General features: G+C 74.0%; 14 protein-coding genes and 1 riboswitch. Of the genes, 8 read left to right on the top strand and 6 right to left on the bottom strand.

The genetic code is table 11. The annotated features are described in order from the left end of the window. Window positions 1-48: 48 nt before the first annotated feature. Entirely contained in the window at window positions 49-1,506 is a 1,458-nt protein-coding gene (locus tag AB0399_RS33950) for an aminotransferase class I/II-fold pyridoxal phosphate-dependent enzyme (protein ID WP_366413902.1), read from the bottom strand. Window positions 1,507-1,652: 146 nt separating this feature from the next. Between AB0399_RS33950 and AB0399_RS33945 the strand changes: the two genes are divergently transcribed. The 5 genes from AB0399_RS33945 (at window position 1,653) to AB0399_RS33925 (ending at window position 6,340) form a co-directional block, all read left to right on the top strand. Continuing rightward, the gene (locus AB0399_RS33945) at window positions 1,653-2,699 is read left to right on the top strand and encodes a hypothetical protein (protein ID WP_329370395.1); all 1,047 of its coding nucleotides are present in this window, start codon (window positions 1,653-1,655) and stop codon (window positions 2,697-2,699) included. After that, entirely contained in the window at window positions 2,684-3,493 is an 810-nt protein-coding gene (locus AB0399_RS33940; protein ID WP_366413901.1) for a deaminated glutathione amidase, read from the top strand. The genes AB0399_RS33945 and AB0399_RS33940 overlap by 16 nt, the downstream gene beginning before the upstream one ends. Continuing rightward, the gene (locus AB0399_RS33935) at window positions 3,490-4,416 is read left to right on the top strand and encodes an ABC transporter substrate-binding protein (protein ID WP_329370397.1); all 927 of its coding nucleotides are present in this window, start codon (window positions 3,490-3,492) and stop codon (window positions 4,414-4,416) included. The genes AB0399_RS33940 and AB0399_RS33935 overlap by 4 nt, the downstream gene beginning before the upstream one ends. A gap of 38 nt (window positions 4,417-4,454) precedes the next feature. Next, entirely contained in the window at window positions 4,455-5,492 is a 1,038-nt protein-coding gene (locus AB0399_RS33930) for an amino acid ABC transporter permease (protein WP_366413900.1), read from the top strand. A gap of 86 nt (window positions 5,493-5,578) precedes the next feature. Beyond that, window positions 5,579-6,340, top strand: coding sequence for an amino acid ABC transporter ATP-binding protein (locus tag AB0399_RS33925; protein WP_328473985.1), 762 nt, complete (start codon window positions 5,579-5,581; stop codon window positions 6,338-6,340). A 116-nt stretch (window positions 6,341-6,456) separates the two neighbouring features. On the opposite strand, the gene AB0399_RS33920 is transcribed toward AB0399_RS33925, so the two are convergent. The 5 genes from AB0399_RS33920 to thiO form a co-directional block, all read right to left on the bottom strand. Further along, a complete protein-coding gene (locus AB0399_RS33920) occupies window positions 6,457-7,344 on the bottom strand; it encodes a deoxyribonuclease IV (protein WP_366413910.1) in 888 nt (295 codons plus the stop codon). Between the two features lie 24 nt (window positions 7,345-7,368). After that, window positions 7,369-9,324 carry a Stk1 family PASTA domain-containing Ser/Thr kinase gene (gene pknB / locus AB0399_RS33915; RefSeq protein WP_366413899.1) on the bottom strand — a complete coding sequence of 652 codons (1,956 nt, stop codon included), beginning with the start codon at window positions 9,322-9,324 and terminating at the stop codon, window positions 7,369-7,371. Window positions 9,325-9,657: 333 nt separating this feature from the next. Continuing rightward, window positions 9,658-10,440 (bottom strand): thiazole synthase, encoded by a 783-nt coding sequence (locus tag AB0399_RS33910; RefSeq protein WP_329374376.1) that lies wholly within the window; start codon window positions 10,438-10,440, stop codon window positions 9,658-9,660. Between the two features lie 41 nt (window positions 10,441-10,481). Further along, window positions 10,482-10,688 carry a sulfur carrier protein ThiS gene (thiS, locus tag AB0399_RS33905; protein WP_329370400.1) on the bottom strand — a complete coding sequence of 69 codons (207 nt, stop codon included), beginning with the start codon at window positions 10,686-10,688 and terminating at the stop codon, window positions 10,482-10,484. Further along, window positions 10,685-11,848, bottom strand: coding sequence for a glycine oxidase ThiO (gene thiO, locus AB0399_RS33900; RefSeq protein WP_329370402.1), 1,164 nt, complete (start codon window positions 11,846-11,848; stop codon window positions 10,685-10,687). Before thiO ends, thiS begins: the two co-directional genes overlap by 4 nt. Further along, a riboswitch (TPP riboswitch) is annotated at window positions 11,844-11,957 on the bottom strand. It overlaps the preceding gene by 5 nt. Window positions 11,958-12,107: 150 nt before the next feature. On the opposite strand from thiO, the gene AB0399_RS33895 reads away from it, so the two are divergent. The 3 genes from AB0399_RS33895 to thiE all read left to right on the top strand — a co-directional run bounded on the left by AB0399_RS33895 (window position 12,108) and on the right by thiE (window position 14,543). Beyond that, on the top strand, window positions 12,108-13,319 hold the full coding sequence (locus tag AB0399_RS33895) for an FAD-dependent oxidoreductase (RefSeq protein ID WP_366413898.1): 1,212 nt from the start codon (window positions 12,108-12,110) through the stop codon (window positions 13,317-13,319). A gap of 93 nt (window positions 13,320-13,412) precedes the next feature. Further along, complete coding sequence (locus tag AB0399_RS33890) at window positions 13,413-13,787, top strand: Rv2175c family DNA-binding protein (protein ID WP_329370405.1); 375 nt, start codon at window positions 13,413-13,415, stop codon at window positions 13,785-13,787. Between the two features lie 96 nt (window positions 13,788-13,883). Next, window positions 13,884-14,543 carry a thiamine phosphate synthase gene (gene thiE, locus AB0399_RS33885; RefSeq protein WP_366413897.1) on the top strand — a complete coding sequence of 220 codons (660 nt, stop codon included), beginning with the start codon at window positions 13,884-13,886 and terminating at the stop codon, window positions 14,541-14,543. Window positions 14,544-14,788: the final 245 nt, after the last annotated feature.

The following is a 14,788-nucleotide window of genomic DNA, read 5'->3' as shown; positions in this document are numbered from 1 at the left end:
AGGCGTGCCGGGATGGCCGCGACGCCGCGGAGATCCCAACGACAGGCGCTAGGGCGCGTCCGGGGCGACGGCGGCCCTCGCGAGGACGGCGGCGGTCCTGTCCAGCGCCTCCGGGTCGTCGGTGAGGCGGCTGGTGGCGACCCGGACGTGCGGCAGGGAGTAGGAGACGCAGAAGCGGCTGCCGGGGGACACGGTGATACCGCGCGCCGCCAGGGTGACCAGCGTGGAGGTCTCGTCGGCCACCGGCACCCAGAGCATCAGGCCGTCCCGGTTGGCCGTGGGCACGCCGTGCCGGGCCAGCCGGTCGGCCAGCCCCCTGCGGCGCAGGTCGTACCGGTCGGCGGCGGCCCGCACGGTACGGCTCGCCGTGTCGTCGGTGAGTAGGTGGGCCAGGGCGTCCTGGAGGATGCGGCTGGTCCAGCCGATGCCGAAGGTGCGCAGCACCCGGGCGCGCTCGACCACCTCGCGCGGCCCGCCGAGCACGGCGATGCGCAGGTCGGGCCCGTATGCCTTGCTGTAGGAGCGCACCAGCACGGTGCGCTCGGGCAGATGGGTGCCGATGCTGCCGGCGTCGGTGCGGGCCAGCGGGCCGATGCCGTCGTCCTCGATGACGGTGATGTTCCGGGCGGGCTCCAGGACGGCGGCCAGCGCGGCGGCCCGGGCCGGGCTCACGGTCCAGCCGCAGGGCGCCTGCGCCCGGGCCTGGTGCAGGAAGAGCGTGGGGCGACGGGCGACGGCGTCGGCGAGCGAGTCCGGCAGCGGCCCCTCCGCGTCACAGGCGACGGGCAGGATCTGGGCTCCCAGGGACTCCAGGATGTCCAGCAGCCGAGCCGCCGTCGGCTCCTCCACCGCGACCCGGTCGCCGGGTGCGATCAGCGCCTGGCAGAGCAGGTGTACGCCTTCGTAGCCGCCGCCCACCGCCATCCACGCCTCCGGCTCGAACGGCCAGCTGCCGCGTACGGCGTCCAGAAGGGCTGAGGTGACGGCCGTGCGCGAGTAGTCGTTGAGCTGGGGCGTGCGGGCGCCCGCGAGCAGGGCGCCGTCCAGGGCCGGCAGCAGCGCCCGGTCGGGGGCGGCCACGGCGAGGTCCAGGGTGAGGTGGGGACCGAGGTCGCCGACCCTTTCGTAGCGCACCGGGTGGGGCACGGACGGCGGCCCGCTGACGACGCTGCCGCGTCGGCCGAGCGTGGCGATCGTCCGGCGGCCGCGCAGCAGGGCCCACGCCTCCGCGACGGTGCCGGGGCTGACCTCCAGCGCGGCGGCCAGGGCGCGCACGGTCGGCAACGCGCTGCCGGGTGCCAGGTCACCGGCCCGGATGAGGTCCGTCATGGCCGCCGCGATGCCGCGGGCGCTGGGGTCGGTGATCCGCCCGGCCAGCCGGACCGCGGACCAGCCCCCGCCTGCCTCTTCCGTGGCCGTGCCGCCGGCCTCCTGCGCCGCGCCCGCCCCGCTGATCGCCTTCTCCTGCATCGCCCCGCCCTTCGCCCGGACCGCACTCTGACGCACCCTCAGCAGGTTACGACGTGGAAAACCTATGTTCAGTAACAAAACAACTCTTGTCTACCGTCCTGGGTGAACAATAGCCTCCTTTGCATCGCAGGCCGTATGAGAGCTATGCGTGGAAAGTTCGTACACGCGAGGAGTTGCGCACTGTGTCCTCCCCTGTGGTCCGACTGGGACTTCGTGACTGGGACCATCTCGTCCCGCTGGCCTCCGGTGGCGTGGAGGTACCGGGCTGCACGGTCCGCATCGAGTCGCGCGAGGTCACGCCCGACGTGCTGGCCGAGCCCGGACTCGACGGCGGCGAGACCTCGTTCAGCCGCTACGTGCAGGCCGTGGCGGCCGGGGACGACCGGCTGGTCGGCCTGCCGGCGTTCGTGATGCGAGGCTTCCGCCACCGCTGCGTGCTGGTGCGCACCGACAGCCCGCTGCACGCGCTGGAGGAACTCGCCGGAACCCGGATCGGCCTGACCGGCTGGCCGGACTCCGGCAACACCTGGACCCGGGCGCTGATCCGGGCCGCCGGAGTGGACCTGACCGGGGTGGAGTGGCGGGTGGGGCCGCTGGAGGCGGGCGAGATCGGCAAGAGCCGGCTGGGCGCGCGCCCGCTGCCGCCGAACGTGTCGGCCATGTCGGCGGGGGAGTCGCTGGTCGGAGAGCTGGCCGCGGGCCGCGTGGACGCGATCCTGACACCGTTCATGCCGCCGGAACTGTTCACGGCCGGCAGCCGCTTCCGCCACCTGCTCGCCGACCACCCGGCCGCCGAGCGCGCGTACTGGCGGACCACCGGGTTCGTCCCCGGCATCCATCTGGTGACGCTGAAGCGCGAGGTCGTGCGGGCCCATCCGGACCTGCCCGCCGCGCTGCTGGCGGCGCTGGAGGAGTCCAAGCGCCGCTGGGTGGGCCGCCGCCGCCTGCTCGCGGACACCGAACCCTGGCTGCTGCACCAGCTCACCGAGTCGGCGCTGCTCTTCGACGGCGACTGGATGCCGTACGGAGCGCTGCCCAACGCCGCGATGACCCGGGCGTTCTGCGCCGAACTCCACGAGCAGGGCGTCTGGCCCGAGCCCATCGACCCGGCCGTGGTCTTCCCCGACCCGGCCCTCGACACCGTCGACGTCACCGAACCGCCCGCCGCGACCACAGCTCACCGGTCCGCGGCCCCGACCGGGAGCAGCACACCATGCGTACAGCAGTAGGACAGTTCGCCGCCCGTCCGGACTGGCAGGACAACCTCGCCGCGTGCAAGGACGCACTGGAGCAGGCCGAACGCGGGGGCGCGGACCTGCTGGTCCTGCCCGAGGGCGTGCTGGCCCGCTTCACCGAGGACCGGCACCGTATCCGCGAGGTCGCGCAGCCGCTGGACGGCCCCTTCGTCAGCGAGCTGGCCGCGGCCACCCGCGGCGGCGGCGCCACCGTGGTCGTCGGCGTCCACGAGCCCTCCGACGACGGTCGGGTCTTCAACACACTGGTGGTCCTGCGCGACGGCGCCCTGGTCGCCCGCTACCGCAAGCTGCACCTCTACGACGCCTTCGGCGACCAGGAGTCGGTGAACGTCCGCCCCGCGGACGAGCCGCCCGTCGTCGTCGAGGTGGCCGGCACCGGAGTCGGCCTGATGACCTGCTACGACGTACGCTTCCCGGAACTGGCCCGGCTGCTGGTCGACGCCGGTGCCGAGGTGCTCGCGCTGCCCGCGGCCTGGGTGCGCGGTCCTGCCAAGGAGCGCCACTGGGAGGTCATGGTCACCGCCCGCGCGCTGGAGAACACCTGCTGGGTGGCGGCCAGTGGCGAGTGCGGTCCGCGCAATATCGGCAACAGCATGCTGGTGGACCCGCTCGGCACCGTCCGGGCGCGGCTGGCCGCCGGTCCCGGGCTCGCCTGGGCCGACATCGACCCCGAGGCCACGGCGACGGCCCGGCGCACCCTGCCGGTGCTGGCCAACCGCCGCTTCGCCGTCAACCCCGACCCCATACTGCTGGGAGGCCCCTCATGAGATCCGCCCTCGCCGGCGCGGCCGCCGCCCTGACCTGCGCCCTCGCCCTGACCGCCTGCGCGGCGAACCCGCCGGAGTCCCAGGGCGGCGCGCAGACCTCCGGCGGCCGGCAGACCTCGATCACCGAGGACCCCGCGCTGCACGCCATGCTGCCGGCCAAGAACCGCTCGTCCGGCACGCTGGTGTCGGTGAACGGCGGCTCCTTCCCGCCCTACGAGATCGCCGGCTCCGACACCTCCAGCCTCACCGGCGCCTCCGCGGACCTGGCGGATGCGCTGGGCCGGCTGCTCGGCGTGAAGATCCAGAACGTCACTGCCGACGGGCTGCCCTCCGAACTGACCGGCATCAAGGCGGGCCGCTACGACCTGGCGCTCGGGCCGGTCGGGGACTTCAAGGACCGGCAGGGCGCGAACGACTTCGTGGACTGGGTCAAGGAGTTCGTGGTCTTCGCCGTCCCGAAGGGCAACCCGGCCGGCATCGACTCCCTGCCCACCGCCTGCGGCCGGCGCATCGCCGTCCAGGCCGGCGGTTCGGCGGAGTCCGTCATCCGCTCGCAGTCGCGGACCTGCGTCAAGGACGGCAAGAAGGCCATCGCCGTCCAGTCGTACAAGGACCAGCCCAGTTCGATCCTGGCAGTGCGGTCCGGACGGGCCGACGCGTTCTTCTCCTCCGAGTCGCCGCTGACCTACTTCGTCTCGCAGTCCAAGGGGCAACTGGAGCTGTCCGGCACCAAGTCGGCCAACGGCTTCCACGACCTGTACCAGGGCGCCGTCGTCGCCAAGGGCTCGCCGCTGCGCGGCGTGCTGGTCAAGGCGCTCCAGAAGCTGGTCGACGACGGCACGTACGGATCGATCATGAAGAAGTGGAACCTCACCCGCAATGAGCTCACCACGCCCGGCATCAATCTCGGCGGCGACGCCTGAAATCCGCAGCAGACCCTTTGAGAGGAGGTGAGCCGGCCATGGCCACCCCGCATTCCACGACCGCCCAGGACGGCCCCGACACGACCGGTCCGCACACCGGCGCAACCCGGTCCGGCCCCGGCGACGGCACCGCGCCGCTTTCCGTCCACGGCACCGTCGACGTCTCCACCGCGGCACGTGTCCACCACCCGCTGCGCTGGCTGTCCGTCCTGGTGCTGGCGGTGCTGGCCGCCCAGCTCGGGCACTTCCTGGTGACCAGCCCCAACTTCGAATGGGGCACGGTCGGCGCCTACTTCGACGCCCAGCTCATCGGCCCCGGCATCGCCACGACCATCGAACTGACCGCGGTGGCCATGTTCATCGGCATCGTCGGCGGCGTCCTGCTGGCCATCGGGCGCATGTCGGAAAACCGCGTGATGCGCGGCGCCTGCGGGCTGTACGTCTGGCTCTTCCGGGGCATCCCCGTCCTGGTCCAGCTCATCTTCTGGTACAACCTCTCGGCCCTGCTTCCCCGGATCTCCCTCGGCGTGCCGTTCGGCCCCGAGTTCGGGCACGCGGCGACGAACTCGCTGATCAGCCCGTGGTTCGCGGCCATCCTCGGCCTCGGGCTCAACGAGGCCGCGTACATGGCGGAGATCGTGCGCGGCGGCCTGCTCGGCGTGGACCCGGGACAGACGGAGGCCGCGTCCGCGCTCGGCATGGGGCGGGCCAGAATCCTGCGGCGCGTGGTGCTGCCGCAGGCCATGCGGTTCATCGTGCCGCCCACCGGCAGCCAGGTCATCAACATGCTCAAGGCGACCTCGCTGGTGAGCGTCATCGCCCTGGCCGACCTGCTCTACACCGTGCAGTCGGTCTACAACCGCACCTTCGAGACCATCCCGCTGCTGATCGTGGCGTGCCTGTGGTACCTGATCATGACGTCCGTGCTCTACGTCGGGCAGTCGTTCATCGAGCGCCACTACGCCCGCGGAGCGACGCGCAACACCCCCCAGAGCTTCTGGGACTTCGCGTTCTTCCGCCGGCAGCGCGCGACCCTCGCGCCGAAGGCACGGGAAACCGAGGAGACGATCTCATGACGACGGACGAGACGGCCGTGCGGAGCGTGACGGGTCCGCGGAGCGCCCCGGTCGCCACCGGCCCGGCCGGGACGAAGCCGGCGCCGATGGTGGTGGCCCGCCAGGTGCGCAAACGGTTCGGGCACCAGGAGGTGCTGCGCGGCATCGACCTGGAGGTGGGCACCGGCGAGGTCGTCGTCCTGCTCGGCCCTTCCGGTTCGGGCAAGTCGACGCTCCTGCGGTGCGTGAACTACCTGGAGCAGATCGACGCGGGCTCCATCCATGTCGACGGCCGGCTGATCGGCTTCCGCCAGTCGGGCTCGCGCGTGACGCACCTGCGTCCCCGGGAGGTCACCCGGCAGCGTCGCGACATCGGGATGGTCTTCCAGCACTTCAACCTCTTCCCCCACCAGACGGTCCTGGCCAACGTGATGGAGGCGCCGGTCGGCGTCCTGCGGGTGCCGAAGGCGGAGGCACGCGAGACGGCGCTGCGGCTGCTGGACCAGGTGGGCCTCGCCGACCGGGCGGGTGCCTACCCGCGGCAGCTCTCCGGCGGGCAGCAGCAGCGGGTGGCCATCGCCCGCGCACTGGCCATGCGGCCCAAGCTGATGCTCTTCGACGAGCCGACCAGCGCCCTCGACCCCGAACTCGTCGGCGAGGTGCTGGCCACCATGCGGACCCTGGCCGAGGAGGGCCTGACCATGCTCGTGGTCACCCACGAGATCGCCTTCGCCAAGGAGGTGGCGGACCGGGTGGTGTTCATGGACGACGGGCAGGTCGTCGAGAGCGGACCGCCCCGCCAGGTCCTGGACAATCCCGCCCAGGCCCGCACGCAGGCGTTCCTCAGCCGCTTCATCCAGGAGACCTGACGGCCGCATCGCCCGGGGCCGGGTCCAGGCCGCACCGCCCGGGTTCGGGGCCAGGCCGCGCCGCCCCGGGTCAGGCCGCACCGCCCGGGTTCGGGTCCAGGCCGCGCCGCCCCGGGTCAGGCCGCGCCGCTCACCGGCTCGGGGCGGAGGGACTGGAGCAGCTTCACGTCCGAGGCGTGCCCTTCGGGTCCCCCCGGGGTCTCGATGATCAGGGGCACCCCGGACGTCGCCGGGTGGGCCAGAATCTCGCGGAAGGCGTCGGCCCCGATCCGCCCGGACCCGATCCCTTCGTGGCGGTCGAGGTGGGAGCCGCATCCCGCCTTGGAGTCGTTCGCGTGGATCAGCCGAAGCCGCCCCGCGCCCGCCGCGCTCTCGATCTCCGCGAACATGCGCGCCACCCCGCCGGGCGCGGCGATGTCGTGCCCGGCGGCGAACACATGGCAGGTGTCGAGGCACAGCCCCACCCGGGGATGCCGGTCCAGCGCGTCGAGATACGGCCCCAGGTCCTCCGCCAGGGAACACAGCGAGGACCCCTGGCCTGCGGTCGACTCCAGCAGCAGCCACGGGTCGTCGTCGTGCGTCAACTCGTCCAGCAGCGGCCGCATCCGCTCCCGTACCTGCCCCAGCGCGGCCTCGCGGCCCCGGCCGCCGGTCGCCGAACCGGTGTGCACCACGACGCCGAGCGCGCCGATCGCCCGCGCGCGGCGCAGCGAGTGCCGCAGTGACGCCACCGAGCGGTCGACGGTCTCCGGGGTGTGCGAGCCGAAGTTGATCAGATACGGCGCGTGGACGTACGCCGGGAGGGACGCGTCGGCACACCGGGTGCGGAACTCCTCGTCCTGGGCCGGGTCGCCCGGGCCGGTCGCCCAGCCGCGCGGGTTCGCCACGAAGACCTGGACCGCCTCCGCGCCCAACCGCTCCGCGTAGCCCAGGCCCTTGGCGGCGAGGCCGCCCGCCACCGGCACGTGCGCGCCGACCGGGTTGCGCAGCCGGCCAGGCGTCATCAGCTCGTTCACTCGAACACCGTCTCAGCGCACCCACAGGGTGATCGTGGCGCCCTTGGGGGCCTGGCTGCCGCCGTCGGGCGACTGGCTGAACACGGTGCTGCCGAAGAAGATGTTGATCACACGGACGTCGAAGCCCGCGGCCTGGAGGATCTTCTTCGCGTCGCCCGCGCTCTTGCCGGTCACGTCCGGCACCGGGAACTGCTGCTGGCCCTTGGAGACCGTGATCGTCACGGAGTCGCCCGCGGCGGCCTGGCTGCCGCTGCCCGGCGACTCCAGCGCCACCTGGTCCTTGTCGGCCTCGTCGGAGAAGACCTTGCCCGGCGCGAGCACCACCTTCAACCCGGCCGCCTCCAGGTCCTGCTGGGCGTCGGTGACCGACTCGCCGACCACGTCCGGCACGTCGATCGGGGCGCCGCGCGAGACGGTGATCGCGATGGGGGTGCCCGGGGCCAGCTCGGTGCTGCCCTTCGGGTCGGTGGAGACCACCTCGCCGCGCGGCACGTCGTCGTCGAACGCCTGGGCGACGGTGCCCGGGGTCAGGCTCGCGGCCTTGATCTCCTTGCGGGCGGTGGCCAGGTCGCGCCCGGCGACGTCGGGCACCTGGACGTGCTGCGGGCCCTTGGAGACCGTCAGCGTCACGGTGCCGTTGCCGCGGATGCGCTTGCCCGGGGAGGGGTCGGTGGCGATCACGCTGCCGGGCGGCACCGTCAGCGAGAAGTCCCGCTTCACCTTGGTGTCCAGGCCGGCCTTGTCGAGCTGCTGCTCCGCCTTCGCCTGCGGCAGCGACAGCACGCCCGGGACGGTCGTGAACTGGCCGTCGTTGATGTACCAGACGCCCGCGGCGACGCCGATCAGGACCAGCACGGCGACGAGCAGGGCGAGCGGGCCGCGGCGGGAGCGGGCCCTTCCCCCGGGTGCCGGGGCGGGGGGAGGGTCGTCGGGCGGCGGGGTGGGCAGCAGCAGGCGGGTGGTGCGGTCGGTGACCGGGCCGTCGGGCAGCGCCACGACGCTGGTGGGCTCCTCGGCACCCGCCGGTCCGGCGGGTGCCGCGTCCACGGGCTCGGGCACCGGCACCGGTACGGGCGCGGCCTGCGCGCTCGCGCCGCCCGGCCGCGCGTCCAGCTCCTCGGGCGAGAGGGCGGCCCGGGCCGTACGGGCCTCGGCGAGCAGCTCCACCGCGTCCGCCGGGCGGGCCTGCTGAAGCCGGGCACAGGCCCGCGCCACCAGCGCGTCCAGCAGCGGCGGAACGGTCGGCATGACCGCGGAAGGGGCCGGCACGTCCTCGTTGACGTGCTGGTACATCACCTTCATCGGGGTGTCGCCGTCGTACGGCTTGCGGCCGGTCAGCATCTCGTACAGCACCACGCCGCACGCGTACACGTCCGCGCGCTGGTCGACCGTGCCGTGCCCGATCTGCTCCGGCGCCAGGTACGACACGGTGCCCAGCACCACGCCCGTGGACACGCTCGTCTTGGTGTCGATCGCCCGGACCAGGCCGAAGTCGGCGACCTTCACCCGGCCGTCGTCGCCGATCAGCACGTTCTCGGGTTTCATGTCGCGGTGCACCAGACCCGCGCGGTGGGCTGCGCCCAGCGCCGCGAGCACCGGTTCCAGGATGTCCAGCGCCGCGTGCACCTGGAGCGCGCCGCGCTCCCGCAGCACGTCCCGCAGCGTGCACCCGGCGACGTACTCCATCGCCAGGTACACGTACGTGCCGTCCGCGCCCTGGTCGAAGACCCCCACCACGTTCGGGTGCGCCAGCTTCGCGACCGCCTTCGCCTCGCGGATGAAGCGCTCCACGAAAACGGCGTCCTCGGCGAGCCGCGGGTGCATGACCTTCAGTGCGAGTTCCCGGTCCAGCCGGGTGTCCATGGCGCGGTAGACCGTCGCCATCCCCCCGACGGCGATGCGCCCCTCGACCAGGTAGCGCCCGTCGAGCATCTGCCCGACAAGCGGGTCCTGCACGCTGGTGTCCACGGCCACCGATTCTACGAGGCGCTTTGGGTGGTTCGACGTGACCCGCGCGGTTCGCTACGCGGTTGTGACGGTACGGCTCCCCGCCGCGGGGGTTCCCCCTCGCGCCCGGGTGCGCCCCGGTGGCCGGTTGCGCGCGCGGTTCCTCCCCCCCGGGCTTCGCCTGGGTGGGGGTGCCCCCTGGCTTGGTGCGGCTCCTTCCGCGGGAGGACGGTCACCCGCCAGGGGCGCGGGGAACTGCGCGCGCAACCCACCACCGGGGCGCGGCCGGGAACGGGCCGAAACCCTGGTGGCGGGGAGCCGCGGGGGCCGCACCCGGGAGGCGGACGGGGACCGTCAGGACGGGGAGTCCGGGGCCGCCCCGAAGGTGGGGGCACCGTCGGTCGGGGAGGAAGCGAGGGCACCGTACCTGCGGGGGATGCGGCCGGCCCGGTGGGCGAGCCGGCCGCCGGCGACCGCGTGCCGCATGGCCTCGGCCATGAGAGCGGGCCGCTGCGCCCGGGTGACCGCAGACGCGAGCATGACGGCGTCGCACCCGAGTTCCATCGCCAAGGCCGCGTCGGAGGCGGTGCCGGCACCGGCATCGAGGATCACGGGCACGGACGCGCGCTCCACGATGAGCCGAAAATTGTGCGGATTGCGAATGCCGAGCCCGGACCCGATCGGCGCGCCGAGCGGCATGATCGCCGCGCACCCGACATCCTCCAACTTGCGGGCGAGCACGGGATCGTCGTTGGTGTACGGCAGCACCGTGAACCCGTCGTCCACCAACGTCTCCGCGGCGTCGAGGAGTTCGACCGGATCGGGCAGCAACGTCCACTCGTCCGCGATCACTTCGAGCTTGACCCAGTCGGTGCCCAGCGCCTCCCGGGCCAGCCGCGCGGTGAGGACGGCCTCGCCCGCGGTGAAGCACCCGGCCGTGTTCGGCAGCACCCGGATGCCGTGCCGGTCCAGCACCGACAGCACCGAACCCTTCGCGGTCGGGTCCAGCCGCCGCATCGCGACGGTCGTCAACTCCGTACCGGACGCGAGGAGCGCCTGCTCCAGCACGTCGAGACTGGGCGCCCCGCCGGTCCCCATGATCAGCCGGGACCCGAACACGGCGTCCCCGATCCGCAGCGGATCGGCCGTCCCCGCGGACTTCACCGATGTCGTCACGGTCAGCCTCCCTGCACCGCGGTGAGGATCTCCACCCGGTCGCCCTCGGCCAGCGGGGTCGCGGCCCAGCGCGAGCGCGGTACGACGGTCTCGTTGAGAGCGGCGGCCACCCCGGAGGGCGCCGCGGTGAACCGCGCCACGAGGGCGCCGAGTTCGATCGGTTCGTCGAGGGTGCGCCGCTCCCCGTTGACGAGCACGCTGATCGTCATACCGCCTGCTCCTCACGCGCGGTCGCCGCGAACCGGCCGGCCCCGAACGGCCTGGCGTAGTCGGGAAGTTCGCCGGTGTCCAGGACGTGGCCGAGCACGTCCCCGGTGATCGGGGTGAGCAGCACACCGTTGCGGTGGTGCCCGGTGGCGAGCAGCAGGCCGTCCAGCTCAGACGGCCCGAGCAGGGGCGCGTTGTCGGGGGAGCCCGGCCGCAGTCCCGCCAGCGTCTCGGTGAGCGGGAGTTCGGTGATCCCGGGTACCAACTCGTGCGCGTCCCGAAGGAGCTGGTACACCCCGCCGGCGGTCACCGCGGTGTCCCAGCCGAACTCCTCGCTGGTCGCGCCGAGTACCAGCTCGCCGTTCTCCCGCGGCACCAGGTAGACGTGGCTGCCGCGGACCACCGCGCGGACCGTGCGCGACAGGAACGGCGCCCGCGCGGCCGGCACCCGCAGCCGCAGGATCTGCCCCTTCACCGGCCGCACCGGCGGCAGCGCGTCCTCCGGCAGCCCCGGCAGCCGGCCGCTCTCGCAGCCCGCGGCCAGCACGGTACGGCCCGCCGACACCCTTGTGCCGTCGGCGAGTTCCGCGCCGGTGACCCGGTCGCCGGCGCACTCCACCCGGACCGCCTTCGCCCGGACGAACTCCACGCCCGCGGCCCGCGCGGCCCCCAGCAGCGCCGCGGCCAGCCGGCGCGGGTCGACCTGGTGGTCGCCGTCCACCCGCAGGCCGCCGCGCACCCCGGGGGCCAGCAGCGGCTCCAGCCGGCGGCAGTCCCGCCCGCTCAGCCACTGCGCGGAAAGTCCGAGCGAGGTCTGGAACGCGTGCAGGTCGCGCAGGTCCGCCCGGTCGTCCGCGTCCAGCGCCACCGCGAGGGTGCCGCACGGGCGGTAGCCGGTGTCCAGGCCGGTGGCCGCGGTCAACTCCGCGACGAAGTCCGGGTAGCGCGCGGCCGACGCCAGGTTCAGGTCGAGCAGCGTCTGCTCGCCGTACTGCAACTCCGTCACCGCGGCGAGCATGCCCGCCGCCACGTGGGCGGCTCCGCCGCCTGGGGACGGGTCGGCCACCACCGTGGCCAGCCCGCGCTGGGCGGCGCGCCACGCCGTCACCAGCCCGATGATGCCGCCCCCCACGACGAGGACGTCCGTTGTTCGGGTACGCATGAGTCTCGGCTGCTCCCTTCGCCGGCATGACCCGGATCAGGTTCGTACGGTCGGCGGCCGACCAGCCACCCTCTCAGCCCGGTCCGCCCGGGCTCCCGCGATCTCGCTTGCCGGCCAGCTTAGCGGAGGGCCCCGGCCCGGACGCCGCCCCCGTCCGCCGCCCGACCGCCCCCGTCCGCCGCCGCGTCGAGGGCGAAGCAGGTCCGCGGCGCGGACGGGGCGGGCGTCCGCCGCGGCACCGACGGGTTAACGTGGCCGGGTGAGCGAGCGTCACGCAGTGATCGTGGGAGCCGGCATGGCCGGCGTGCAGACGGCCGTCGAGTTGCGCCGGCAGGGGTGGCGCGGCCGGATCACCCTGTTGGGAGACGAGCCGCACCTGCCGTACGACCGCCCGCCGCTGTCCAAGGCGGTGCTGCTCGGCGCGGAGGGCGGCGCCCTCACCGACGTGCACTTCGACGTCGACTTCGCCGCGCTCGACGTGGACCTGCGGCTGGGCGTGCACGCGCAGGCGTTGCGCGCCGAGCGGCACGAACTGATCACCGACACCGGGCGGGTGGACTACGACGCGCTCGTGCTGGCGACCGGCGCGTACGCGGTGGCCCTGCCCGGCACGGCCGGCCTGCCCGGCGTGCACCCGCTGCGCACCCTGGACGACGCCGCCGCGCTGCGCCCCGTACTCGACCGGCGCGAGCACGTCGTGGTGGTCGGCGCCGGCTGGATCGGCGCCGAGTTCGCGACGGCGGCCCGGCAGGCCGGCTGCGAGGTGACGGTCGTGGAGGCGGCCGACCGCCCCCTCGCCGGGGTGCTGCCCGCCTCCGTCACCGCACACATGACCGGCTGGTACGACGAAGCGGGCGTCACCCTGCGGACCGGCACGCCGGTGGCCGCGGTCGAGGCGGGCGGGGTGGTGCTCGCCGACGGCAGCCGGCTGGCGGCCGGCGCGGTGGTGGTCGGGGTCGGCGCCCGGCCCTCCACGGGCTGGCTGGCCGGCTCCGGGGTGACCCTGGACCCGCAGGGCGCGGTACAGGCCGACGAGCGGCTGCGGACGACCGCGCCCGACGTCTACGCGGTCGGCGACTGCGCGTCCTTCCCCTCGGCCCGCTACAACCGGCGCCTGCTCATCCACCACTGGGACAACGCCGTCCAGGGGCCGCGCACCGCCGCCGCGAACCTCCTCGGCGGCGAGGAGACCTACGACCCGGTGCCGTACTTCTGGTCCGAGCAGTTCGGCCGCTTCGTGCAGTACGCCGGATTCCACCGGGACGACGACCAGTTGCTCACCCGCGGGGACCCCTCCGGCACGTCCTGGTCGGTGCTGTGGCTGCGCCGCGGCGTGCTGGTGGCGCTCCTCGCGGTGGAGCGGCCGCGGGACATGGCACAGGCCCGCAAGCTGATCGCGGCCGGCTTCGAGCCGGACCCCGCGCTCGCCGCGGACCCGGCGGTGCCGCTGAAGTCCGCGGTGCCCCGCTGACCGGCCCGGGCGCGGGCACGACACGGCGGGCACCACTACCGTGACGGCTCAGCGTTGGGAGCGATTGTCGGCCGCAGGTGGCAGGCTTGTCCCGTGACTGTTTTCTCGTCGGTTGACGCACACATTGACGCTCTCGTCCCCTCCTGGCTCACCCTGCCCGAGGTCGCGGAGCGTCTCGGCCTCGAAGTGACCCGGATTCGACCGCTGATCAAGGAAGGGCAGCTCATCGCGGTTCGCCGCGGGGAGAACAAGGTCCTGATGGTGCCGAGCGACTTCATCGGAGACGGAAAGATCGTCAAGGGGCTGCCCGGCACGTTGACGCTGCTGAAGGACGACGGGTTCACGGACGACGAGGCCCTCGAGTGGCTCTTCACGCCTGACCCGACCCTGCCCGGCACCCCCGCCAACGCGCTGCGCGAGAATCGCGGGACCGAGGTGAAGCGCCGCGCGCAGGCGCTCGCCGTGTAGCCCGCGCCCGCCGGGGGCCGCCGCCACGCCCGTACCGCACCCGCGTGCGTGCACGGCGGCGGCCCGCCCGGGGCGCATCGACCCCGGGAGCCCGCGATGCCCACTCCAGCTGCGTCCGCCCGCCTCGCCGACGCGCGGCTCTACCTGTGCACGGACGCGCGTACCGCCCGCGGCGACCTCGCCGAGTTCGCCGACGCGGCGCTGCGCGGCGGCGTCGACATCATCCAGCTCCGCGACAAGGGCATCGAGGCCCGCCAGGAGCTGGCCGCGCTCGACATACTCGCCGACGCGTGCCGCCGGCACGGCAAGCTGCTCGCGGTCAACGACCGGGCCGACGTCGCGCACGCGGCCGGCGCCGACGTGCTGCACCTGGGGCAGGACGACCTGCCGGTGCCCGCCGCCCGCGCCCTGCTCGGCCCCGACGTGCTGATCGGCCGGTCCTGCCACGCCGAGGCCGAGGTGGACGCCGCGGCGGTCGAGCCCGGCGCGGACTACTTCTGCACCGGGCCGGTGTGGCCGACCCCCACGAAACCAGGGCGCCCCGCTCCCGGGCTCTCCCTCGTCCGCCACGCCGCCGCCCTCGGCACGGAACGGCCCTGGTTCGCGATCGGCGGGATCGATCTCTCGAACCTCCCCGCCGTGCTCGACGCCGGCGCCCGCCGGATCGTCGTCGTCCGCGCGATCACCGAGGCCCCCGACCCCTACGAAGCCGCTTCCGCCCTGACCCAATCCCTCCACCCCCCAACGCCCCACTGACCCCCCGCCCCCCCCTCCCGGAAGACCTCCACCCCCTCCAGGCGCGCTGGGGTGCTGTTGTGGGGTGGGGGGACCGATGGGGGCGGGGGGGGGGTGCTGTCGCGGAGCACGGCAACCAATGAGCGGCGCGGGGGTGCTGTTGTGGGGTGGGGGGCCGATGGGGGGTGCGGGGGTGCTGTTGTGGGGTGGGGGGCCGATGGGGGGTGCGGGGGTGCTGTTGTGGGGTGGGGGGACCGATGGGGGGT

It is taken from the genome of Streptomyces sp. NPDC088194, from assembly GCF_040702025.1.
Taxonomy (GTDB): domain Bacteria; phylum Actinomycetota; class Actinomycetes; order Streptomycetales; family Streptomycetaceae; genus Actinacidiphila.
This window is presented reverse-complemented; position numbering and strand designations above follow the sequence as displayed.